19 protein-coding genes and 1 pseudogene are annotated in these 23373 nt (G+C 49.6%); 6 read left to right on the top strand and 14 right to left on the bottom strand.

Translation table 11 applies throughout. The features are described from left to right. Nucleotides 1–236: 236 nt before the first annotated feature. The gene (dnaA, locus tag QN379_RS06810) at nucleotides 237–1658 is read right to left on the bottom strand and encodes a chromosomal replication initiator protein DnaA (RefSeq protein WP_322234582.1); all 1422 of its coding nucleotides are present in this window, start codon (nucleotides 1656–1658) and stop codon (nucleotides 237–239) included. Nucleotides 1659–2237: 579 nt separating this feature from the next. On the opposite strand from dnaA, the gene rpmH reads away from it, so the two are divergent. The 5 genes from rpmH (at nucleotide 2238) to mnmE (ending at nucleotide 6445) form a co-directional block, all read left to right on the top strand. Further along, nucleotides 2238–2372: a 50S ribosomal protein L34 gene (gene rpmH / locus QN379_RS06815; protein WP_061535510.1), complete on the top strand. Its 135-nt coding sequence runs from the start codon at nucleotides 2238–2240 to the stop codon at nucleotides 2370–2372. Between the two features lie 23 nt (nucleotides 2373–2395). After that, the gene (locus tag QN379_RS06820) at nucleotides 2396–2809 is read left to right on the top strand and encodes a ribonuclease P protein component (RefSeq protein ID WP_416186794.1); all 414 of its coding nucleotides are present in this window, start codon (nucleotides 2396–2398) and stop codon (nucleotides 2807–2809) included. 99 nt (nucleotides 2810–2908) lie between these two features. Further along, nucleotides 2909–3208 carry a membrane protein insertion efficiency factor YidD gene (yidD, locus tag QN379_RS06825; protein ID WP_323506317.1) on the top strand — a complete coding sequence of 100 codons (300 nt, stop codon included), beginning with the start codon at nucleotides 2909–2911 and terminating at the stop codon, nucleotides 3206–3208. 19 nt (nucleotides 3209–3227) lie between these two features. After that, entirely contained in the window at nucleotides 3228–4916 is a 1689-nt protein-coding gene (gene yidC, locus QN379_RS06830; RefSeq protein WP_322234577.1) for a membrane protein insertase YidC, read from the top strand. A gap of 131 nt (nucleotides 4917–5047) precedes the next feature. After that, nucleotides 5048–6445, top strand: a complete 1398-nt coding sequence (gene mnmE, locus QN379_RS06835) for a tRNA uridine-5-carboxymethylaminomethyl(34) synthesis GTPase MnmE (RefSeq protein ID WP_322234576.1) — start codon at nucleotides 5048–5050, stop codon at nucleotides 6443–6445. Nucleotides 6446–6479: 34 nt separating this feature from the next. Here mnmE and QN379_RS06840 read toward each other — a convergent pair whose 3' ends face one another. The 6 genes and pseudogenes from QN379_RS06840 to QN379_RS06865 form a co-directional block, all read right to left on the bottom strand. After that, nucleotides 6480–6743, bottom strand: coding sequence for a hypothetical protein (locus tag QN379_RS06840; protein WP_323506318.1), 264 nt, complete (start codon nucleotides 6741–6743; stop codon nucleotides 6480–6482). 62 nt (nucleotides 6744–6805) lie between these two features. Further along, a pseudogene (locus QN379_RS06845) lies at nucleotides 6806–7477 on the bottom strand (amino acid ABC transporter ATP-binding protein); the annotation flags it as partial. Beyond that, nucleotides 7474–8142, bottom strand: coding sequence for an amino acid ABC transporter permease (locus tag QN379_RS06850; RefSeq protein ID WP_322234570.1), 669 nt, complete (start codon nucleotides 8140–8142; stop codon nucleotides 7474–7476). The pseudogene QN379_RS06845 and the gene QN379_RS06850, both read right to left, overlap by 4 nt. Nucleotides 8143–8202: 60 nt before the next feature. Next, complete coding sequence (locus tag QN379_RS06855) at nucleotides 8203–8955, bottom strand: transporter substrate-binding domain-containing protein (RefSeq protein ID WP_322240327.1); 753 nt, start codon at nucleotides 8953–8955, stop codon at nucleotides 8203–8205. Beyond that, nucleotides 8912–9763: an IclR family transcriptional regulator gene (locus tag QN379_RS06860; protein ID WP_323506319.1), complete on the bottom strand. Its 852-nt coding sequence runs from the start codon at nucleotides 9761–9763 to the stop codon at nucleotides 8912–8914. Before QN379_RS06860 ends, QN379_RS06855 begins: the two co-directional genes overlap by 44 nt. Nucleotides 9764–9992: 229 nt before the next feature. Then, on the bottom strand, nucleotides 9993–12431 hold the full coding sequence (locus QN379_RS06865) for a fused MFS/spermidine synthase (RefSeq protein WP_323506320.1): 2439 nt from the start codon (nucleotides 12429–12431) through the stop codon (nucleotides 9993–9995). A 473-nt stretch (nucleotides 12432–12904) separates the two neighbouring features. On the opposite strand from QN379_RS06865, the gene QN379_RS06870 reads away from it, so the two are divergent. Continuing rightward, entirely contained in the window at nucleotides 12905–13591 is a 687-nt protein-coding gene (locus tag QN379_RS06870) for a hypothetical protein (protein WP_323506321.1), read from the top strand. Nucleotides 13592–14229: 638 nt separating this feature from the next. Here the strand turns inward: QN379_RS06870 and QN379_RS06875 are convergent. The 7 genes from QN379_RS06875 to QN379_RS06905 form a co-directional block, all read right to left on the bottom strand. Next, nucleotides 14230–14589 carry a hypothetical protein gene (locus QN379_RS06875; protein ID WP_322234562.1) on the bottom strand — a complete coding sequence of 120 codons (360 nt, stop codon included), beginning with the start codon at nucleotides 14587–14589 and terminating at the stop codon, nucleotides 14230–14232. Nucleotides 14590–14783: 194 nt separating this feature from the next. After that, nucleotides 14784–15677, bottom strand: a complete 894-nt coding sequence (locus QN379_RS06880; RefSeq protein ID WP_322234560.1) for an SAM-dependent methyltransferase — start codon at nucleotides 15675–15677, stop codon at nucleotides 14784–14786. Nucleotides 15678–15959: 282 nt separating this feature from the next. Then, a complete protein-coding gene (locus QN379_RS06885) occupies nucleotides 15960–16610 on the bottom strand; it encodes a response regulator (RefSeq protein WP_322234558.1) in 651 nt (216 codons plus the stop codon). 413 nt (nucleotides 16611–17023) lie between these two features. Next, nucleotides 17024–19063 carry a primosomal protein N' gene (locus tag QN379_RS06890; protein WP_322234556.1) on the bottom strand — a complete coding sequence of 680 codons (2040 nt, stop codon included), beginning with the start codon at nucleotides 19061–19063 and terminating at the stop codon, nucleotides 17024–17026. An 888-nt stretch (nucleotides 19064–19951) separates the two neighbouring features. After that, nucleotides 19952–21028: a uroporphyrinogen decarboxylase gene (hemE, locus tag QN379_RS06895; protein WP_322234554.1), complete on the bottom strand. Its 1077-nt coding sequence runs from the start codon at nucleotides 21026–21028 to the stop codon at nucleotides 19952–19954. 131 nt (nucleotides 21029–21159) lie between these two features. Then, complete coding sequence (locus tag QN379_RS06900; protein WP_322240324.1) at nucleotides 21160–22329, bottom strand: MFS transporter; 1170 nt, start codon at nucleotides 22327–22329, stop codon at nucleotides 21160–21162. Nucleotides 22330–22587: 258 nt separating this feature from the next. After that, nucleotides 22588–23373: aldehyde dehydrogenase family protein (locus QN379_RS06905; RefSeq protein ID WP_323506322.1), on the bottom strand; the 786-nt coding region annotated here is incomplete at its 5' end.

A 23373-nucleotide genomic window follows, 5' to 3' on the forward strand; every position in this document is an offset into this window, starting at 1 on the left:
AGACTTGTACATTATCATCCGGTTTATGGTGCTATTTTACGTTTCCGACAGGAAATTCACCCACACTTATCGATTTAAAATCGCACTTTTGCATTTTTTCAATGAGATTGGAGCAGTATTTCGCACTGTAAAAAAACCACACTTGCGCGGACTCTACCATCACTAATCTCCAGGTTATCCACAGGCTGAAAGGCACAAATGTGGATAACTCGCCAACTGCATCATTATTCGTAGCCCTAACCTTTTAAGGTTTGCTCTAAAACGTGCAGTTCGTGGTTGCATTCGGGGTTTTTGGTCCGGTCGCCGGCGATTTTGCGTACGGCGTGCAATACAGTGGTGTGATCCCGGCCACCGAAAAGTTCGCCAATTTCTGGCAAACTTTTTTGCGTAAGCTCTTTTGCCAGATACATTGCAATCTGACGTGGCCGCGCAATGTTCGCAGGGCGCTTTTTGGAATACATGTCGGCGACCTTGATGTTAAAGAAATCCGCGACCGTCTTTTGAATATTTTCGACAGAAATTTGGCGATTTTGTACGGAAAGCAAGTCTTTCAACGCGTCTTTGACGATGTCAATGGTGATGTCTTTGCCATGAAAACGTGAGTACGCCAAAATCTTGCGCAGCGCTCCCTCTAGTTCACGGACGTTTGAGCGCAGATGTTTTGCAACAAAAAAAGCAACGTCATCCGAGAAGGTAACGCCTTCAGATGCCGCCTTCTTAAGCAAGATAGCGACACGCATTTCTAATTCCGGTGGCTCAATGGCTACCGTCAAACCGGAGTCAAAGCGCGAAATCAAGCGATCATCCATGCCTGTGATTTCTTTTGGGTAGGTATCACTGGTGATAATGATTTGTTTCTTTGCTGCAATCAATGCTTCGAAGGCGTAAAAGAATTCTTCCTGCGTGCGACTCTTGCCGCCGAAGAATTGAATATCATCAATCAACAACAAATCGAGAGAATGATAGTAACGCTTGAAGTCGTCAAAACCCTTACGTTGGTAAGCGGTCACTACGTCGCGAACGTATTGCTCAGCGTGGATGTAGCGAATCTTGGACGAGGGATTATCCGCTAGAAGCTGGTTGCCGATCGCATGAATCAGATGCGTTTTACCAAGACCGACACCACCATATAAAAACAATGGATTATAGGAAACACCCGGATTATTCGCCACCTGGATCGCTGCGGCACGGGCCAGCTGATTGGCTTTGCCGGTTACGAAACTATCGAAACTTAACTCCGTGTTAATCCGCGATTGGTCGCGACGCGCTATGACGGCGCTCGATTCTGCCTGCGCTTCAGGCATACGATCAAAGTGGTTGCTGCTGCCACCATGTCCAAATGTCGGCGACGAATTCGGATGCGCACCGTCCAGCGCTACCGGCATCGTCGAAACACTTGGTTTGCGGGCAACATTGGTGCGCGGGTCCAGCATGAACTGAACATCAATAGGCGCCTCCCAAAATTCTGCCGCCAACGTCGTGATGCGACTGGCGAATTGTGTTTTGACCCAATCAAGCTTAAATCGATTTGGCGCTGCGATACGTAGCTTGCCATCCTCATAATCAATCGGGGATAACGGTTTTATCCACGCACTAAATTGTTGAGGCGTCAACTCCTGCTCCAACTGAGCGGAGCAACTTTGCCAGAAATTTTCCATGAATCGTCTAAGTGAAAGAATGTGGAAGGAAGATCATTGCGCTCCAGGCCGGACCTTTTAATACCTGCTTTGGATCCTAGCCACAACCATGATCGGGACTTCTGTTCTATACGAACCAATATTTACGTTGGTAAATGTCGGTTCCTGTGTGGCTCTTTTTGCTCTATCGACGGCTGCTTTTACTAAGCGCGCAGTAAATAAGCGAGTGATTAAGTCAGATTCAGCCCATTATAGGGTTCTGAAATATCGCCAATAGAGAGAGCGCATGCCACAATAAGCTTCTATTCTACCCTTGCTGAGGAAAGTTATCCACAGGCACGGCGTTTACTTTCTGCGTTGTCGGGTCAACGCGTTGCGCATCAAAAATACGCTAAGTGATTGACAAACAAGCAGAAAATGCGTTCTAATCCAAGGTTCACCGCACGTTGAATTGCGAGATTGCAAACTTAACTGCTCGAATTGACTGCTCCGACACTGCGTTAAAACAGTAATTCGGTTCGGACCAGCTCGAACGGCTGGCAACGCGCAAAGTGTAAAGATCCGATTTCCGATTTATTTCTGCTGATTAGCGAGACCATAATGAAACGTACTTACCAACCTTCCGTCGTACGTCGTAAACGTACCCACGGCTTCCGCGCACGTATGGCAACCCGTGGCGGCCGCGCTGTGCTGAATGCACGTCGCGCCAAAGGCCGCAAACGTCTAGCAGCTTAAGCCGTATTCTCGGCGCAGCTTGCGTGACAGGCGACCGTTCAGAGAACTCTTCATCGAGTTCTATACTGAGCTTTCCCCGTGACCGACGCATCGTTAAAACGGATGAATTTTCATCCGTTTTTCGTTTGCGCCCAGTCTATAGGACTGCCCATTTTGTTTTGTACACACGCGTCAATCCCTTGCCTGATGCTAAGGCGCGATTAGGCGTAGTTGCCGCAAAACGACTGGCACCGAGAGCTGTTACGCGTAACACCGTTAAACGGGTTACGCGTGAGTTGTTTCGCCTGACATCTTTGCCGCCCATCGACTGTATTGTGCGTTTATCCAAACCGGTAAACACCAAAGCAGGTCCTGCCACGACTGCAAATCTGAAGCGGGAGTTGCGGAGCGAATTAGTCAAATTATTCGCCTCACAATGTATTGTCACCGCCGCTTAATAAATAGGCGACGGACGACAGACGATGGGCACGCGATGCGCATCTTAAGATTCAAAAGTGCTACAAAATAAGATGCCGAAAGAGATGCGGAAAGCAATCATGAAAGCGACTTTACTGTTCCTGTTGCGATGTTACAAATTGGGAATAAGCCCATTTTTGGGCCAGAACTGTCGTTTTTATCCAAGCTGTTCCGATTACGCTGCCGAAGCAATTCGTACACATGGTGCCTTAAAGGGCAGCATTCTGGCCGGCTGTCGGCTGGGAAAATGTCATCCATGGCACGCTGGTGGAATCGATCCGGTACCGTCCTCTCCGTCTGCATCCGCCGCATCCTGTGCATCCTCTGCCAAACCCTCTGCAACTTCCGCTGAACGACCATGCGGATGCAGCCATTCCTGAATCTTAGAGAACTACTCTTATGGATATCAAACGTACCGTCCTGTGGGTTGTATTTTCCCTGTCGCTGCTGTTCCTTTGGGATAACTGGCAACGTCATAATGGCAACGCGTCAATGTTTTTTCCGAACGCGAATCCGACAGCACCTGCTGCGGGCGCTGCCGGTGCTGCCGGCTCCACACCGGTTGCTGGTGCAACGACTCCTGGCGCGGCTGGCAATGACGTGCCACAAACTGCCGGTGTTGCCGGAACCGCTTCACCAGCTAGCGCTGTGCCTGATACGGCAGCCGCTTCAAAAGGCGAAACGATCACCATCACTACCGATGTTGTCAAAGCCGAGATCGACACAATTGGTGGTCAATTAAAGCGCCTCGAGTTGCTCAAACAACGCGACACGGTTGATCCTACCAAGAATCTAGTGTTGTTCGATTCAAGCCCTACGCGCACTTACCTGGCCGACACTGGTTTAATCGGTGGCAACTTCCCCAACCACAAATCAACTTTTGTTGCTTTGCCCGGTGCCCGGTCGTTGGATAATGGTAACCAGGTTCAACTGGTGCTGGAGTCCACGCAGGGTGGCGTCAAGCTGACAAAAACCTTTACATTTAAACGCGGCGATTATGCGATTGATGTGAAACACACGATCACCAACGAAAGCACTGCAGCAATCACGCCTTCGTTGTATCTGCAATTGGTACGTGACGGTAACAAGCCCGAGGGCGAGCAACGCTTCGTCAACACCTTCACTGGTGCGGCAGTCTATACCGAAGCGAACAAGTTTCAGAAATTTGCTTTCGAAAAGATAGAGGAGAAGAAAGCAGAGCATGCAACCAAGTCTAACGACGGCTGGTTCGCTATCATGCAGCACTATTTTGTTTCAGCATTTATTCCACCAGAAAACGCACCACGCGAAATTTTCACCAAAAAAGTTGCTACGAATCTGTATGCAATTGGTAACGTTCTGCCACTCGGCACGATTGCACCGGGTGCCAGCGTCACCATGGATTCACGCTTGTTCTCCGGACCTGAAGAATCGGCTGTGCTTGAGGCCACTGCCCCAGGCCTGGAACTGGTGAAAGACTATGGCTGGCTGACGATCATCGCTAAACCGATTTTCTGGTTGATGACGAAGATCCATAAAGTCCTGGGCAATTGGGGTTGGACCATTATCGCGTTGACAATCATGATCAAGCTATTGTTCTTCCCGCTGTCGGCGGCAAGTTATCGCAGTATGGCAAAAATGAAAAAAGTCACGCCGAAAATGACGGCCATCCGCGAACGTCATAAAGGCGAGCCGCAAAAAATGAATCAGGAAATGATGCAGTTGTATAAAACCGAGAAGATCAATCCACTCGGCGGCTGTCTCCCGATCGTGATTCAGATTCCGGTATTCATTTCTCTATATTGGGTATTGCTCGCCAGTGTGGAAATGCGAAATGCGCCGTGGCTCGGCTGGATTCATGATTTGGCTGCACCAGATCCTTTCTACATTTTGCCGGTTGTGATGGCCATTTCCATGTTCATCCAAACCAAGCTGAATCCGAAACCGCCTGATCCAATGCAAGCTAAAGTGATGATGTTCATGCCGCTGATTTTCTCGGTTATGTTCTTCTTCTTCCCATCGGGTCTGGTGCTCTACTGGATCACCAACAATGTGCTGTCAATTGCGCAGCAATGGGTGATTACCAAAAACATGGAAAGCAAGAGCTAAACCAAAGCAGCGGTACGCTGAGCATGATTGTTAGCGACACACTGTCGTAAAAAAGCCCGTGAATATTGATTCACGGGCTTTTTTGTTTCTGCGAACCACTATCGGCCAAGTATCAAACGTACAATCCATCAATGTCACTAAATTCCTCTCCTATCGCTGCAATTGCTACCGCCCCTGGCCGCGGTGGTATCGGCGTCGTCCGCATCTCCGGCAAACAATTGGGCACAATCATACAAGCCGTCTGCGGCGTGGACGAAGCCCAATTGATGCCACGTCACGCCACCTATCTACCATTCAAAAATGCCGAAGGCGGTATTATTGATCAAGGGCTGGCGATCTATTTTAAAGCGCCACACTCTTATACCGGCGAAGACGTGCTGGAATTGCAAGGTCACGGCGGACCGGTCGTGATGCAGATGTTGCTGGCGCGTTGCCTCGAAGCGGGCCAGGAAATTGATCTGCGCATGGCGGAACCGGGCGAATTTACACAACGCGCCTTTCTGAACGATAAGCTTGATTTAGCGCAGGCAGAAGCTGTTGCCGACCTGATCGAAGCATCCACAGAAGCGGCGGCCAAATCGGCATCCGAATCGCTCTCTGGTGCTTTTTCCAAAGTCATTCATAGTCTGGTGGAGCAGGTTATCAACCTGCGAATGTTGGTCGAAGCGACGCTCGATTTTCCTGAAGAAGAAATCGATTTCCTCGAAAAATCCAATGCACGCGGCCAGTTAGAAAATATCCGTAGCACGCTTGATAATGTCTTCAGTCAGGCCGCCCAAGGCGCATTGCTGCGCGATGGGTTGAATATCGTGCTGGCGGGTCAGCCTAACGTGGGTAAGTCATCACTACTCAACGCGTTGGCTGGCTCGGACGTGGCCATCGTCACACCAATCGCCGGAACCACGCGCGATAAGGTGACAGAAACCATCCAACTCGAAGGCATACCGCTCAACATTATCGATACCGCCGGTATCCGTGATGCAGAAGAGGCCAACGATGAAGTCGAGCGCATTGGTATCGAACGTACCTGGACGGCGGTCGAAAAAGCCGATGTCATTCTGCATATGCTGGACGCCAATCACGGCCCGGCTTTGGCTGACGAGCGAATTGTCGCGCGTTTCCCTCAGGCCGTACCTGTGATTCGAATCTGGAACAAAATCGATGAGTCGGGACATCGTCCGGCAGTCGATCTGATGGGCGATACAACGCACATTTACCTCTCTGCAACAGATAATCTGGGCATGGATCTGCTGCGCATAGAACTACTTCGCATTGCTGGCTGGCAACAAACCGGCGAGTCGCGCTATCTAGCCCGCGAGCGCCACCTGATCGCGCTCAAAGCCGCCCGCGAACATCTGAAGTTCGCCTCGGAACACGCTACTTTAGACAACGCTGTCAGTGATCAATCGCTGGATTTATTTGCCGAAGAGTTGCGATTGGCACAAGATAAACTGAACAGTATCACCGGCGCCTTCACGCCTGACGATTTGTTAGGCGTTATTTTTTCACGATTTTGTATTGGTAAGTAATTGTTCAAGGTTGCCGTAAATCTCGCTTCCTGGACTATAGTTCCGCCGCTTTTCCAATGCTCACCAACATCACCTCTGCGTCCGTAGCAGAAAGGATGAGTTCGTCGTCTTGTGTCGTCAGCAAAACAGCATCGCCGGGTGCCAATCGTGATATGACTTGCGTTGGATGGTCGATATTTAGCCCACCTCGCATTACATACACAACGTTAATCTGATCAAGATGAGGGGCGGGAACGCGAAGCTGACCTGACACCGCGAGACAGATTAACTTGTGCGTGGGCTGTTGTCGTCGGGTCATGACATTAAAATCAGTCGCTGGCCCCGCAGTGAGCGACGAATCCACCTGCTCTTCCCATCAAATTCAAAAATCGGTGCCTTGGCCATCACCACAACAATGTCCGCCACCTCGCGCGCAAAACCCATTTCGTGCGTGACGACCAGCATTGTCATGCCTTCATTAGCGAGCGCCTTCATGACTTGCAACACTTCTCCGACTAATTCTGGATCAAGCGCTGACGTTGGCTCATCGAACAGGATGACTTCAGGCTTCATGTCTAATGCGCGGGCTATCGCAACCCGTTGTTTCTGACCGCCCGATAAGGTCGCAGGCATCGCGTCGGCCTTGTGCGCAAGGCCGACTTTTGCTAATAGTTCACGGGCTAACGTTTAGGCGCTGTGGTTATCCATGCCGTTGAATTTTGCGCGGCCCAACCGTTACGTTTCCCCGTAGGGATAAATGCGGGAACAGATTAAACGATTGAAACACCATCCCGACTTGCTCTCTGAGATGGTTCAGATCATGGTTCGAAAGCATCTGGCTATCGCGCAACAGTTTTTTGCCGCAGATTTCAATATCGCCCTCTCTGCTACTTCCAAACCGTTGCAGCAGCGCAGTAAGGTACTTTTCCCTGAGCCGCTCGGCCCGATGATGACGATCACCTGAGAGGGCTTCACTTCAAGATTGATGCCATGCAAAATACGATTGCCTGAGAATGATTTGGCTAAACCATTTAGTTTGATGATGGATGTCATTGCACTGCCCCTCCAGCTCTTAGATGACGTTCAATCTTTTGCAAGGCCACGATGGTGAGACTGGTTAGCACCAGATATACCAGCGCGATTGCCAAATACACTTCCAGCGAACGATACGAGACGCTGATAATTTTTTGCCCTTCGTGCATCAGGTCGGCGATCGTCAGCAGCGACACTAGCGCCGAGTTCTTGATCAATGCGATGAACTCGTTACCCAAAGGGGGAATCATGCGCACGACGGCTTGTGGCAGAATAATGGTGCGCATTGCCGTGGCGGAAGACATGCCAAGCGAACGGGCGGCTTCCATTTGCCCCTTTTCAATCGATTGAATCGCGCCGCGAACAATTTCCGAAATATAGGCGCCAGAATAAATGCCCAGCCCTAAAATGCCGCAAGCAAAGGCCGGTAGCAGGATATTAAGCTCAGGCAAACCAAAGAACAGCAGAAACAATTGAACCAGCAATGGCGTGCCCCGAATGACCGTGACATAGGTTGTGCATAATCCATAGCGGAGTCGTTTGCTCCGATCAAGTCGCCCCATTCCGACCAATAACCCAAGTACACAACCCATCAGCAGCGACACTGCCGTAATTTCGATCGTGACCAATGCGCCACGCGCCAAATCAGTCCACCCGCTCAGCACTGGTAAAAAATCAAGGCTCAATGGAATTTCTCCTGTATTTCAGTCTGCATTTCATTTGTTATAAATTTGTTTGGCTTGCTGTTATTGCTTGCTGGGCATAACCAACCATTTTTTGACCAATTTGTCATAACTGCCATCCAGCTTCGATTTCTTGAGTGCAGCGTTCAACGCCAGCGTCAATTCCGGCAAGTCTTTCCGCACCGCGAAACCATACAATTCGACGCTGACCTGCTTATCGATGACCTTCAAACTCGGACGTACTTTGACGTATTCCAACGCGGCCGGTTTTCCTGTGACCGCTGCATCGGCGCGTCCGATTTCGACCAGATTAAACATCTCCTGATTTTTCTCGACTTCAACGCGCTGCGCCTGCGGATAGTATTCCTTGAGATAGTTCACCGATTTCGTCCCTACCTGAACCGCGACTTTCTTGCCTTTCAGATCGTCTGGTTTAAGAATGCGGTTGTCGCCGCTCTTGACCACCATGACTAACCCGCCAGGATAGTAAGGGTCCGTCAAATCGACTACTTTACGTCGTTCACTAGTGATATAAATCGCCGAGGCGGCAACATCGAAGCGTTTAGAAATCAATCCCGGAATCAGGCCTTTAAAGTCGATGTCGGTCCATTCGACTTTCTTACCCATTATCTTGGCCAGCGTTTCTATTAATTCGATGTCGAAGCCGGTTCTTTTTCCGTCCTTGAAAAATTCAAAAGGAGGAAAAGTCGAATCGGTAACGACACGAATAACAGCTGGCGATTGGGCGCTAGCCAACGTTGGTACGATAAAATTAACTGCGAATAAAAGTGCGATAAAGAAGCGACGATGATGCATTTTTTTCCCCTATAGAAATACCTGTCAATACAACTTTAAGCGCTCGCTGATCGCGATCGCGGTCTTGACCGTCAACCCCAATCAATTTTTGTTGCTGGTCCGCGGCGCGGATGGCAGGCGACATCAATGTGATCGTGCCGACCATGTGATCTGACTTGCTAAAAATGGGCGTACTAATACCCCAAACGCCCATATCGCCCTCTCCTTCACTTACGGCATATCCCTGAGCGCGTATTGTCGATAACTCATCACGTAACCGGCTCTCTTCTTTTGGTTGACTAGATAACTGCACAGCAATGACTTCATCGACTATCGACAGCGGCAAATGCGCCAGCAAAGCTTTGGCGGAGGCACCGCGCAGCAAAGGTTGAGAGCGCCCTTTAGAAAAAGAAGAGCGCAGGGATTGCAGGCTCTCCACCATGTCGAGACACACGACCTGATTATTGACGGCAACCATCAGCCCAACACTTTCGTCACACAGTTTCATCAACTTCTCCATCTCGGTTCGCGCATTGATGACGAGATAAGAGGTGAGATTGAAGCCCCATGCAAGTTGCACACTGAGTGGACCGGGAGCGTAAAGATTGTCTTGCTCTTGTATTAATTCCCATTTTTTTAGAGGAAGTAGCAGGCGGTATAGCGCCCTTTGCGGTAGTTTTGTTGCTTCCTTCAATTCCTTGACGGTAATCGGTTTTCCGTGCCATGCAATGACTGACAGCACCATTAATGGCCGCTCACGCGTCGCCGCAGCTTTCGGCGATGAAGTGGACGGTTGATTGTCAGGGCCAGGGAGGAAAGTTTCACTCATGCACTAATCATTGACCAAAATTCTCAACTTTCAAAATATTATTCCCAAATAATGGGAGCGCCATATTCCTCAGATCAAAACATCGGCATCAACAAGCGCGCTTCAGCATATTTTGTGTAAGAAAAATAATGAAAAACACTATTACAAGCTTGAGGTATTGGGAAATTTGCTGCGATAAGCCAGTGACTTGCTGGCGATGGCCGGTAATTAAACGACCAACCAATAACGATTAGCGTTTTGGTACTGTACGCAAAAGCGTCAGATTGGCCTCGAACGATCGGTCAGGCGAATTGGCGTTGGCCTTTGGCGTGTTGTATTCCAGCTTTAAGTTGTTATCGGTAGAAATCCATTTCTCACGCTGCACGCTGAAGCGGTTCAACAATGTATCCACCATATTTGGCGATAACAACAGGTCATCGGCAATACTGGCAAAGTGCCGCCCGGCCAATTCACGCACTGACTGGAGCTGCGGTGAAGTGTCGAGCGCAGCCGTGATGGCCGGTGATGCGTGTGACCGGGCAGCATCGTTGGTAGCGATTAAGATCCCCTGACCACCCACTACGTATAGCGACACGTAAGAAAATTCAGCGCGGAGCGTGGCGATGATGGTTAGCAAATCGGTCGACGCCATGTGGTGCAGTTGTACCCATTGCTGCAGAACGCCTTCAGGACGTAACCGTGAGCGCGCCAGTTGATAAAACTCACGGTTATAGAGCGACGCCGCGCCAGCGAACCAGATCGAGGTAATTTCAACACTAATAACGTCATACTTTCTGGGCGTTAGCAATAATAAATTACGACCGTCGGTAATGTGCGTCTGGACCCGCGCCAAATACGACACGCCACCGTTAACACCCGAAAAATAGCGATTAGCCATTGCCACGACATCACGGCTAAGTTCTGCGATATCGATGTGCGCAAATCCGGCGTCATGTAAAACCCGGCTCGTGGCACCAGTGCCGTAACCAATGACAAGGGCGTTGTTTCGCAAATTCTGATGCAACAAAGGTAAGGCAGCAAAGCCTATTTGGGCCTGGACTTCGCCCTTCTTCGCATCGTTTCCCTGAAATTTTCCATTGGTCAGCAATGTGGTCACCACGCCACCATTTATGGCATGGTTGGCGTGACGGGTTACCATGGTTAAGCCGCCATCAATACTTTCAGCGTGATCAATTACAGTGCCCCAGTTTTGCGCGGTAAAGTAGACGTTGGCACCTTTACTCAACGTGTTGTAATCCAGCCGACTCGGGCTGATCAAGATCAGCACGATAACGACCGCCAAGCCCGATCCTAAACGCTGTCGCGCTCTATGTGTGGCAACAGATACGGTGACCACCGCCGCAATCAGGAGCGCACTTCCAGCGACTATTTTGCTCACTACCAAGCCGCCAAGCCACGGCAACAAAACGAAACCGAACAATAAAACGCCCGCGATGTTACCAAGCGTATTGAGCGCCGCGCTCAGCCCGAGCATGGTGATACCACGCCGTGAGGACGTGGACGAAGTAGCAAGGTCCATCGCCAGTGTATAACTTGCGCCAATGCAGACCGTGGGAGGAATCATGACCAGCGCGCACACCAATCCCCGTACGATCTCACGCGATTCAAAAGAAGCGAATGCCGGAATCTGACCAAACCCAATAAACCATACGGGAATCATGTCCCAACCCCACGCTCCCAGCGAAACCGTCGCTGCTAATGCAATCTGGGTCACGGCAAGCCATGCCGGGCGATCAGTGCCAGAGCGTTCCAGTAACCGTCGTCCGCATTCACCGCCGATTGCCAGGCCGACAAGAAAAGTCGCCAACATCAGACCAAATGCATACACACTGTTACCCGCGACGATGGATAGCAAATGCACGTACACCACCTCAAGCCCGAGGGAAAGTACGCCACCGAGACCCAACGCCACTAACGCACCGGCAAGGATGCCTGAACCGACAGGGACAATGTCTTGATGCTCGCCGGCTTTTGCAGGATGCGTTACATCACTGTTTGGTGTGTTAACAATGGGTAGAGCACGAGATGCCGTATGCAGCTTTTTTGCGAGTTCGAGTGCCGCCAGTGCCACCAACAGATTCAAGATAGCGGCGATGATTGTTGTCATGCGCACCCCAAAAAATGGAATAACCGCGTAACTGGTCAACAGCGCGCCGAGTGCTGCACCTGTCGTGTTGCAAGCGTAAAGCCAGGCCACCGCTTTACCCAAACGGTTACCTAGGGGATTCAGCGCCTGCGCCAATAAAGGAAGCGTGATACCCATCAACACTGTGGGTACCAATAACACCCCCGCACCGAGTCCTACGCGAAGCACTAACAAGCTCGGTGCCTCCGGTGATAAATCGGTAGCCAGCGCCACATAAATCCATTGAATGAAAGAAAATAGTGTTGGTGTGGCGACACAATAAACCCCAATTGCCAACTCGACCAAGGCGTATACCAACACGGGGCGCTTTACCCGCGCAGCAAGTGCGCCTCCAATCAGAGAGCCAATTGCCATGCCGCCCAAAAAAGTTGCTAACACGGTAAAGGTCGCCGCCGCAGTGCTGCCGAACACGAGCGCCAACTCTTTGGCAAAAAGCACCTGATACACCAGCGCGGCTGCACCGGAGATAAAAAACATCAAGCCCATCCGGCGCGACAATCGAAAGTTCAAGTTGGCTGTCATGAAACTGCGTGCATCCTATAGTTGGAAATATCGACGTCGGAGTGTTCCCAACATCATGATCACCGACTTTGCTCTTTTTTCTCGATACAAAAGAGGGAAGGCAAAGTGATAATGCCATAGCAACACGCATTCCTCGCGAGCTTGATTGGATCGCCCTCTTCTTATTCCCCTTACTCCCAAATCTGGAGCAAGAATACGACTACAGCACAGGACTAATAGGGTCGGAACCGCGCTGATTATCCAAGATGGGATGCCATGATTCTTTGCATCACCCCCCGTAATTACGTACGAACAACTGAGAAAGATGTTTATTTTTAGGAAGCTTAATTGGTGTTTTTCGAAGATTGTGACGCACGATGTTATCCTATCGCTATGGCAAAGATGTTGAACCGCATGGACGGACTATTGTTCCGGATCAACTATCCCTGATAAACAATGCAGGAATAAACGACTAATTTATCGAAAGCAGAAAAATGAAAAAACTTTTTGCAGCTTGCATTGCAGTACTCCTATTAGCCAGTTGCACGACCGGAAACGATTGGCAATCTCAACCGAACGACAGTGGCCTGAGATTTACGGCCAAGGCGCGCTCATACGACGACGTATGGACCGCAGCGATCCGTAGCGTGACACGCAACCTCACAATAATGGATGAAAGCAAGGCTCAGGGCCGCATTCGCGCTCAAAGTAGTTCCGGGTTGATGAGTGGCACAGAAGTGATCAGCGTGACGATATCGCCAGCCGGACGCAATGTGCCTTCTTATTTGATTGAAGTACGAAGCAGTCGGTCGAAAAGCTTGATTTCCGGCCCCGATCAGACCCGTAATATTGTCGCCAGCATCAAAGCCGAATTGGGTGATATGGCTAGCGAAGCACCGGTATCAATCAAGGATTCTCTCAGCCCATCGGAAGAAATCATCACGATGCCGCTACCTGACCGCTCCAGTCAACCAAACACGACCAGTGCAACAAGTACAGCAACTTCAGGCGAAATGGGGGCGCAAGTGGAACGGTTAGCACGTCAGAGCGGCTGCGAGCCGACAATGAGTGCTAAATTAATCGCCAGGACAACGGGTGTTGAGACATATCAAACTTCCTGTCAAAATGGACAACAGGCGCTGTTCAAATGTGAAATGCGCCAATGTCGACGATTGGACTAATTCCAGCTTCAGCTCAACCTAAAGGGGAACCGATTATGAAGGCTACATTCACTATTTTAGTACTGTGCTCCCTGCTGACTGGTTGTTCAGCGGCCCATTTTCGGTGCGACGATCCCGATGCCCGCCCGGCTTCGTGTAAATAGATAGAAAGTCCGCACTTTATGACTGGTGAAATGGCGTCTTCTTATTCGCATAGCGGGTGTAAGTATCAGCGAGGATGCGTGGTTCGCACCAAAAGACATCGCATGCTTTAAAACGTTGACGTTAAATTTTTAATAACGATCTGGAGTAAATAAATCATTCGCTTAGAGGTTCAAGCCATTTTGATCCCGCATTGCTAGCGGTATTTAGTCGAACGATAAGAGGGAAGAAGTGGGGAGGTGTTTCACCTCCCTGAGAAATTTCTCTACTCCCATTTTCATAGTTTATTTTCAGCAATCTGAATAGTGCATGATCACATGTGACACATTTCCACTACTCAAGCAATTGTGCCGACTATCGCTGTAATGTGGCGTAACGAAAGACTCTTTTAATACCTGCTATTTGCGCCAGCCTTAGACAGCATATCGACTGCTCTTCGCATGATTTTATTTAGCGATGTTTAAGTTTCGTCTTTAACCAGCGCACTCAGCTATCGGCTATGAACCATTTAATTGCTGCCAGCTTCGAGGACCACCGTCGCCGTGGCGATCATCGAACCGCCTTAATACGGCTTCACGCACGGAATCTGAAAGACTGGGATATTTATCACCCTGCTCAATGGCAGCGTATTCCTTGCCAGCTTTTGAAAGATCATCTGAAATGTGAAAGCCAGCAACAAAATCCTGCTCCCATTGCTCGGTAACCTTCTGCACCAGGGCTACGCGTCCGGGATGACTTAAAAGTCCGAACTCGTCGGCCCCGGCATTAATTTTTTGTACGGTCTCGGTCAATCCCTCTTCGGTCGGCGGAGCCTTTGTAAACTCATTGACTGCATGTGAACCACTAGTTTTCGACATTTCACTCTCCTTAAATAAATGGCGCGATGGGAACGCCACTTTTCCAAAAAAACTGTACAGCGATTCGATAAAGCTATTACGTTCCTAGGTTATGAAACCTAATACTAGTGAGCGTCGGGATTGTCGAGATTAAAATAAAATATCTTTTATCCAATACATTACTTTCGACGATTCCCCGTCACTCTACAACAAAGTTAGCTTTCAACTTGTCCGACAGGCAGTGTAAAAAATCGTTCCTGCATTTCTTCCAACCCGAGAGTCTGCAACACTTCTTGCAACCGTTGTATGGGTCGAGCACGCGGTAAATCTTTGTAAGTCGCGATAATTAATTCATTTTTCATGGAATGCTCCCAACCGACAAGCTCTGTCACGTTGACCTGGTATCCATGCGCTTCCAGTTGAAGACACCGTAAAACGTTCGTCACCTGGCTTCCAAATTCACGTGTGTGTAATGGATGCCGCCAAATTTCTGTAAGCGCTTCCTTGCCGAGAGATTTGCCCTTATTTTTCTTCAATACCGCGGCCACTTCGGCCTGGCAACAAGGCACAAGCACCATGAAGCGGGCCTTCTTTTTTAAGCCGAACTGTATTGCATCATCTGTCGCAGTATTACATGCGTGTAATGCGGTCACCACGTCAACGCGCTCGGGGAGCAATCCCGACTCGGTTGAGTCAGCCACGGACAAGTTAAGGAACGACATTCCAGGAAATGCCAATTTGCGTGCTAATTCTTGCGATTTTATAACGAGCTCTTCACGCGTCTCAATGCCGTAAATATGCGAGCCGTCCTTCAACGTCTTAAAAAATAAGTCATACAAAATAAATCCAAGATAGGACTTACCGGCGCCATGATCCACCAGTTGAACACTCGCATGCTCACGTTGGATTTCTTGCAATAAAGGCTCGATAAACTGATAGAGGTGATACACCTGCTTGAGTTTGCGACGACTATCCTGATTCAACTTGCCGTCGCGGGTCAAGATGTGCAACTCTTTTAACAGTTCAATGGATTGACCAGGTCGAATCTCATGCTTGGACTGCGACTGTGATTGACTATTCGACGCGGAATCTTGCTTGATACTATTCATTTAATTCTGATTTCCTGGCTGCTCGATACGACGATTGGACGGTGATAAGACCAAGTATAGCGATTTCAGCGAGGGTGAGAGCCAATTTACGCGTCGCCCACCTAGTTGCTTAATTAGTTGCCCACTTTATCGCTTACTTATCCGCTTGCTTATCTACAGTCGCAATCAGTGATCAAGCCTCCGGCACAGGAATTTTTTAAGCTGACACGAACTTGCCTAACTTAACTTATAGACAACCAAAATTCATACCGCATCAATAAAAAATCGTCGGTTAGCAATACATTAAATGAAGTTGTCAGGGGTTATCCCGCCACTTGAATAGCGTCCCAGTTCCACGTCATTACGCAGACCAACTTTTCGCATCGCAGAGGTTTTTTGTAAGGCAATGGTTTTCACACTTTTGTTCAAGCGTAGCGCTATCTCCTGCATTGTATGGCCATCGGCATACATTCTTAATACTTCCGTTTCGCGCTTTGTTGGCATTTGCCCAACCGGACCACCACGCAAAATCTCGCGCACTGATTTACCGATATAGCGCGTGCTATTCGCGGTCCCCTCGATTGCATCCCGGATAGATGAAATTTCATCATTCATATGCAATACAGCGTCAGCGCCGCTTTTTATAATTTGATACAACACGGCTGGCATCATATTCATCGTAAGAACGATTAAACATATCTGCGGATGATGCCGCTTAATGTAGGAAAGTAGTGTCAAACCATCACTCATACGGCGCATCGGCATTGAGATGTCGGTGATTAAAATATCGCATTCAGTATCCTTTAATCGCGCCAGTAACTGATCAGTCGAATTAGCAATTGCGGCCACCGAAAGATCTGCACAGCGATCAATATAGCCACGCACGCCGGCAATAATGACGGGATGATCGTCGGCTAAAATTATCTGTTGTTGTCGCAATCGGATCTTTCGCATGCTTTCTCCTTAAAATCAAACATTGAAAATCAAAGATCGCTTCGATTTTCCAAATAAATATCAAATGGATAATTTTGTGACTATCCGTTTTAATATTGATTTCCTAGGAACTAAGGTTAGCTATAGATGCGCCTCCGAGATATGAGAACTTTCCCAAAATGAGGGTAACAATTCTGATAATGATGCTTAAGCGGGCAATTTTAAGAAATTTCCGGCCTACTTTGACAACATTTCATACCAAAACGAGACGGTGGCGGGATGAAGCAAGGTACATTCAGTATCGCTTACGCATTTAATCCGGCGGAAAATTGGGATAGGTTGGATGCGAAACGAACGGATAACCGGTGCTCAAGTAAATTGAAGAGTCGATTGAACACTGCATTTTGATATTAATACGACATCATTTATACTCGTTAGATGTCCACCGGATCGACTTCCAGCGACCATTTGGCGCGCGTCTTGATGGTCCGCAAGACAGCCATCCAATCAGTAAGAAAAGCTTGTAAGCCCGGTCTTGAAGGGCATTCAATCAAGAGCTGCGCCCGATCCACATTAGCAACACGCGTCATCGTCATGGGGATCGGATCATTCATCGTAATACCGCCATGCTCCAGGCAGGTTGCGGCCTCTTGCAAAAACGCTATCGCTGTTTCAAGCTCCTTTGCCTCAGCGCGTAATAGCGCTTGATAAATATACGGCGGCAAATGCGCTTGTTGCCGCTCAGCCAAAAGAGAGCTGGCAAAGTGATCATAATCATGCGCGATCACCGCCGAATACAAAGGATGCTGCGGATAACGCGTCTGAATCAACACCTCACTGACGCTGCCACCCTCTTTTTGTGCTGCCCTACCGGCGCGACCGGCAACCTGCATTAGCTGGGCAAACAAGCGCTCACTGGCGCGATAATCATGGGAGAACAAGGCCGTGTCAGGATTCAAAATTCCGACAAGGGTCAGATTTTTGAAATCATGCCCTTTAGCGACCATTTGCGTACCGATCAAAATATCGACCTCGCCCCGATGCACGCTATCGAAGGCGCTTTGAGCGCTGCCTTTGCGACGCGTTGAATCAGCATCAATCCGCAAAACCCGCGCTTCCGGAAACATCGCCTGCAAACCCTCTTCCAGACGTTGCGTCCCGCGCCCCAATGGTTGCAAATCAACATTGCCACAGGTCGGGCAAGACTTGGGGATGCGCAACTCGAGGCTGCAATGATGGCAGCGTAGTCGATGTTCAGGCTTGTGCAACACCATATACGCAGTGCAGCGCGTGCAGTTGCTGACCCAGCCGCAAGCATCACAGGCAATCACCGGTGCGTAACCACGTCGGTTGAGGAATAACAGCGATTGCTCACCACGTTGCAAGCGCAGCTTTAAAGCGCTGATCAACGTAGAGGTCAGACCCTCAATCGGTTTGTCGTGCTCCATATTCACCAGTTTCACAGCCGGCAAAACAGCATTCTTCACTGCGCGTTCACGTAATTCAAGTTTTCGATAGCGCCCTGACTGCGCGTGATGCCAGGTTTCCAGCGAGGGTGTCGCCGAGCCCAGAACGATAGGAATTTTTAACTGGTGTGCACGCCAGACAGCCAGATCGCGAGCCGAGTAACGCAAGCCTTCCTGCTGCTTATAGGATGGATCATGCTCCTCATCAATAACGATCAGGCGTAAATGCGGCAACGACGCCAGCACCGCAAGTCGGGTCCCGAGAATGATGCGGGCTTGCCCTAAATGAGCAGCGAGCCAGTGTCGCATGCGCTCGCCTTCGGCCAGTCCGCTATGCAATGTTGCGACCATGACACCAGGAAATCGCGCACGGATATTGCCCTCTAATTGCGGCGTCAAATTGATTTCAGGAACCAGGATTAAAATTTGGGCAGGATTGTTCTCACCATTACCATGCGACAATATTTTTTCTGCCGCCTGCAAATACACCTCGGTTTTGCCACTGCCGGTAACGCCATACAACAATGTTGGCGCAAAGCCGGTAGCACTGGCAATTGCGTCGGCGGCGCGTTGTTGCGCTGGGTTCAACGGCGGAACATCGATTGGCGTAGCATCGTGCGCAACGCTGACCTGATGTAGTTTCTTTAAGCCGCGGTCAAGCGCAACTGTGGTTAAAGCGCGCAAATTTTTCGGCAAACCCGGCAACGCCACCTCTCCCAATGGACGCTGATAATAATCGGCCGCAAATTGACATAAAGCCAACCAATGAGGCGACAGCGCCGGCAACTGATATCGTACGGCTTGCACATCCTTTAATTTCGCGGCTGGAACCTCACTATGCGCGCTGCTGCCAACGATCATCCCAACCACCTCACGTCGACCGAACGAGAGTTGCACAAGTTGACCTATCTGCGGGCGGGCGTCTGCATCACTCGTTGACTGCCAGCGATAGTCAAAACTGCTGTCAAGGGGGGTGTCAAGGACAACCTGAAGAATGCATTGTTTCACGAAGTTAATGTGAATCCTGAGGAAAGAAGCTAACTGCCGGTTTCATAAGCGCTTTTAAAACTATCCACAGGTTCTGTGGATAACTTTGTGGATAACATCCACTTGACAGCCGCAAACGCAGTATATACGCGGGACTCGATGAATTGCCCAAACTGAGTGCACTAAAAATGACCTTAAAAATCAATGACTTACAAAGTCCTCGATTCACAAAAAATATATTTTTATATTTTTTCCCAACATCCACCGCAACCGATAATTTGTGCACAAGTCCACTATGTTCGCAATAAAAAAGAACCGAACTGAATAAAATTGCAAGCACGAATAGCGCATATCAATATCAACCTCAAAAAAACTTGATGGCTAACACCGCGACCATCGCATCCAGATATCTTTTCGGTCTTGTGTACTTACCTCATGCAAAACATGAGGAAACGCGTTAAGTACTGGTTTCATAAGCACTTTTTTTTAGTCACGCAGTGCCTGTGGATAACTTTGTGGGTAACCCTTCTAAAAAAGGTCCTAGCGTCATATCCCGCGCCAGTTCTCACAAATAATCGAAAGTAATTGCAAAAAAAAACTTCTTATAATTCAATGACTTACAATTTTAAAAATACGGCAAATTAAAAATATTGATACGCAAAATTTCTGCGATGCAACAAATAATTATTGTGCATAACTAGTCTAATTCGACGCTAAATCTGTGTTAAGGAAAAATATTTCTAGCGTAAAACAGCACCAAACCGGAGCGCTGACTATCGCTAGCCACTAAACCAATATCCTGATCGGGCAATTTAGTCGTTCACAATGTACAAGGAAAGAATGACTGGTTCGCGTAAAAAAGGCGTTCGAAATTTTCAATCCCACACACCCTTGTCTTGACGCTACTTATCAGCGCATCTTACGACTCATCTCGTGCACCGCCTCGACCATCACGGCGACTGATTCCGGCGGTGTGAACTGGGAAATACCATGACCGAGATTGAATACATGTCCATGCCCAGCAGAAGGCGGTCCATAAACCGATAACAAACGACCCACCTCAGCGCGAATCTGTTCAGGATTCGAGAACAGGACCACCGGATCAAGATTGCCTTGTAGCGCTACTTTATGTCCTACGCGAGCGCGCGCCTCGGCCAAATTGACGGTCCAGTCCAGTCCGACCGCATCAGCCCCGATATCCGCGATCTGCTCAAGCCACAAGCCGCCGCCTTTGGTAAAGACGATTGCAGGAATAGGCACACCATCTTTTTCCCGCTTTAACTGACTCATCACCTGACGCATGTAATTTAATGAAAACGACTGGTATGCACCATCTGCAAGCGCGCCACCCCATGTATCAAAAATCATCACAGCCTGCGCACCGGCGTCAATTTGGGCGTTCAGATAGGTTGCCACAGCAGCAGCGTTGATCGCGAGAATGTGGTGCATCAGATCAGGGCGGTTGTACAACATCGTTTTAACCGTGCGGAAATCATCCGAACCGCCGCCCTCAACCATATAACACGCCAGCGTCCACGGACTGCCAGAGAAACCGATAAGTGGAACCTTGCCGTCCAATTCCGTCCGAATTTGCGTCACAGCGTTGAAAACGTAGTCAAGACTGCCCATCTCGGGAGCAGACAATGCCATCACCGCTTTTTCATCCCGTAACGGACGTTCGAACTTTGGCCCTTCGCCATCGGCAAAGAACAATCCCAAACCCATTGCGTCCGGCACTGTCAAAATATCGGAAAATAGAATCGCAGCATCGAGAGGAAACCGATCCAGCGGCTGCATCGTGACCTCGGTGGCATAGTCGGGATTCTTTGCCAGGCCCAGAAAAGACCCTGCGCGCGCGCGCGTTGCGCGGTATTCAGGCAAATAGCGTCCCGCCTGACGCATCAGCCACAACGGCGTGTAATCCGTTGGTTGACGCAACAATGCACGTAGGAATGTGTCGTTCTTAAGAGGGGCAAATTGGGGCATCGAAGGCAATCTCAAGCTTTTGGAATGCGGCATTATCTCATTCTAATCACAGCCTGCGGCATTCATGCTGAGGTTTTCTGATACGTTCACTGACCAGCTAGAAAGGGGATGACCGTCAAATGCTGGCTAAACTAGTCGCCAGCAGTCATTGCCAAACCACTTGTGCGTCCAATAGATGCTGACCACAGCGTAAGGGCGAGCGCCATTAACACCATGACAACGCCGGCATATGGCAACACCGTTAATTGAAAACCGGCCCCAATCGCCATGCCGCCAACCCAGGCACCTGTCGCATTGCCAAGATTGAATGCACCTTGATTCAACGTGGCCGCAAGATTGGGGGCTTCGCTGGCACGATCCACGACTAACACCTGCAACGGCGGTACGATGGCGAAAGCCAGTACACCCCATATGAAAATCGTCACTACCGCTGCAACCGGCGTATGCATGGTGACGGAAAACACGGTCAGCACAATCGCCAGCGCAATCAAAAATCCAATCAAAGAGGGCAACAAACGCCAGTCTGCCAATTTGCCGCCCAGCGCGCTTCCAACGGTTAAGCCAACACCAAAAATCAACAACACCAGCGTTACCGCATGCGGTGTTAAGCCTGTGACATCTTCCAGTATGGGCGTAATGTAGGTGAACACCGAGAACAAACTAGCCGACGCCAGCGCGCTAATTGCCAGCACCATTAATACCTGGCGATCAGCAAGAACCCTAAACTCTTGAAGCAAACTACTTTTTTGCATAACGATCTGCTTTGGCAGCCATGCTGCCAGTGCGATCACCGCCAAGATCCCGATGACCGTTACCGCCCAGAAAGTTGACCGCCAACCCAACAACTGGCCGAGAGCGGTGCCGAAAGGCACGCCCAACACGTTGGCGAGAGTTAGTCCCGCAAACATTAACGCAATCGCCTGCGCCCGCCGATTCGGGGCAACTAGGCCAGCGGCCACAACGGAACCAATACCGAAAAACGCGCCATGACAAAACGCAGTGACTACGCGCGCGACCATTAACACTGTGTAATTTGGCGATAACGCGCACAACACATTGCCGACAATGAACAAACCCATGAGGCTTAACAATGCGTTACGGCGCGGCATGTTAGCGGTAACAATGGCGATAATAGGTGCGCCGATAGTGACCCCAAGCGCGTAGCCGGTGACCAGCATTCCGGCAGCCGGAATCGATACCCCCAGATCCCGTGCCACGTTGGGCAGCAATCCCATAATGACGAACTCAGTGGTACCGATACCAAAAGCGGCAACGGCCAGGGCGAATAAAGGCAAGGACATCATGTGAGGATCAATCTGGAAACGGGGTCACAATGATAAGTAACGCAACTGGAAACAATGATCGCGACCGCCGAAGGCACACCAGGAAATTGGTGTAAGGCACGATTATAGCAACGCAAAAAGATTTCTGCTGCGCACGAAAATATCATTTATGGAGTGGTGCTATATCAACGACATGACCTTGATAAAATGAATCAAAAAAGGATCGACAAATCGATCCCATTTTTTCCGGATTATTAGGATACGTATTTCAACGAATCACATTCCGCCCATGCACAAATACTTGATGACCTGATAGTCTTCGATACCGTATTTCGAACCTTCACGGCCAAGACCGGATTGCTTGACGCCACCAAATGGCGCGACCTCGGTAGATATCAGGCCGGTATTGATACCGACTATGCCGCTCTCAAGCGCTTCTGCCACGCGCCAGATACGGCCGATATCGCGTGAATAAAAATAGCTGGCTAGTCCGAATTCGGTATCGTTGGCCATCGCCACCACTTCATCGTCAGTGGTAAAGCGAAACAACGGTGCCATCGGGCCAAAAGTTTCTTCACGCGCCACCACCATATCGGAAGTGACATCGGCCAAAATCGTTGGCTCAAAAAAACTATGTCCCAACGAATGACGCTTGCCACCCGCAAGGATGCGCGCGCCCTTGCTCAAGGCATCCGCAATGTGCTGCTCAACTTTTTCAACTGCTTTTTGATCAATCAACGGCCCTTGTGTGACGCCCTCTTGTTGACCGTCCCCGACTTTCAACTTGGCAACTGCCGCTACCAGTTTTTCAGCGAATGCATCGTACACGCCAGCTTGCACGTACAAGCGGTTGGCGCAGACGCAGGTCTGTCCGGCATTGCGGTATTTGGACGCCATTGCGCCCTCGACAGCGGCATCCAGATCAGCGTCGTCGAAGACGATGAATGGTGCGTTCCCACCCAGTTCCAACGATAGTTTCTTAATAGTTGGCGCACATTGCTCCATCAACAAACGTCCGACGCCGGTTGAACCGGTGAACGTCAGCTTACGCACAATCGGATT

The organism is Glaciimonas sp. Gout2 (assembly GCF_035018905.1).
GTDB lineage: Bacteria > Pseudomonadota > Gammaproteobacteria > Burkholderiales > Burkholderiaceae_D > Glaciimonas.

Bases quoted from the DNA above. Each gene is read 5' to 3' on its own strand.
- QN379_RS06855 (WP_322240327.1), bottom strand. From the start codon at position 8,955: ATGCATCATCGTCGCTTCTTTATCGCACTTTTATTCGCAGTTAATTTT.
- QN379_RS06900 (WP_322240324.1), bottom strand. From the start codon at position 22,329: ATGTCCTTGCCTTTATTCGCCCTGGCCGTTGCCGCTTTTGGTATCGGT.
- mnmE (WP_322234576.1), top strand. From the start codon at position 5,048: ATGTCACTAAATTCCTCTCCTATCGCTGCAATTGCTACCGCCCCTGGC.
- hemE (WP_322234554.1), bottom strand. From the start codon at position 21,028: ATGCCCCAATTTGCCCCTCTTAAGAACGACACATTCCTACGTGCATTG.
- QN379_RS06840 (WP_323506318.1), bottom strand. From the start codon at position 6,743: ATGACCCGACGACAACAGCCCACGCACAAGTTAATCTGTCTCGCGGTG.
- rpmH (WP_061535510.1), top strand. From the start codon at position 2,238: ATGAAACGTACTTACCAACCTTCCGTCGTACGTCGTAAACGTACCCAC.
- QN379_RS06860 (WP_323506319.1), bottom strand. From the start codon at position 9,763: ATGAGTGAAACTTTCCTCCCTGGCCCTGACAATCAACCGTCCACTTCA.
- QN379_RS06880 (WP_322234560.1), bottom strand. From the start codon at position 15,677: ATGAATAGTATCAAGCAAGATTCCGCGTCGAATAGTCAATCACAGTCG.
- QN379_RS06885 (WP_322234558.1), bottom strand. From the start codon at position 16,610: ATGCGAAAGATCCGATTGCGACAACAACAGATAATTTTAGCCGACGAT.
- yidD (WP_323506317.1), top strand. From the start codon at position 2,909: ATGAAAGCGACTTTACTGTTCCTGTTGCGATGTTACAAATTGGGAATA.
- yidC (WP_322234577.1), top strand. From the start codon at position 3,228: ATGGATATCAAACGTACCGTCCTGTGGGTTGTATTTTCCCTGTCGCTG.
- QN379_RS06875 (WP_322234562.1), bottom strand. From the start codon at position 14,589: ATGTCGAAAACTAGTGGTTCACATGCAGTCAATGAGTTTACAAAGGCT.
- QN379_RS06870 (WP_323506321.1), top strand. From the start codon at position 12,905: ATGAAAAAACTTTTTGCAGCTTGCATTGCAGTACTCCTATTAGCCAGT.
- QN379_RS06865 (WP_323506320.1), bottom strand. From the start codon at position 12,431: ATGACAGCCAACTTGAACTTTCGATTGTCGCGCCGGATGGGCTTGATG.
- dnaA (WP_322234582.1), bottom strand. From the start codon at position 1,658: ATGGAAAATTTCTGGCAAAGTTGCTCCGCTCAGTTGGAGCAGGAGTTG.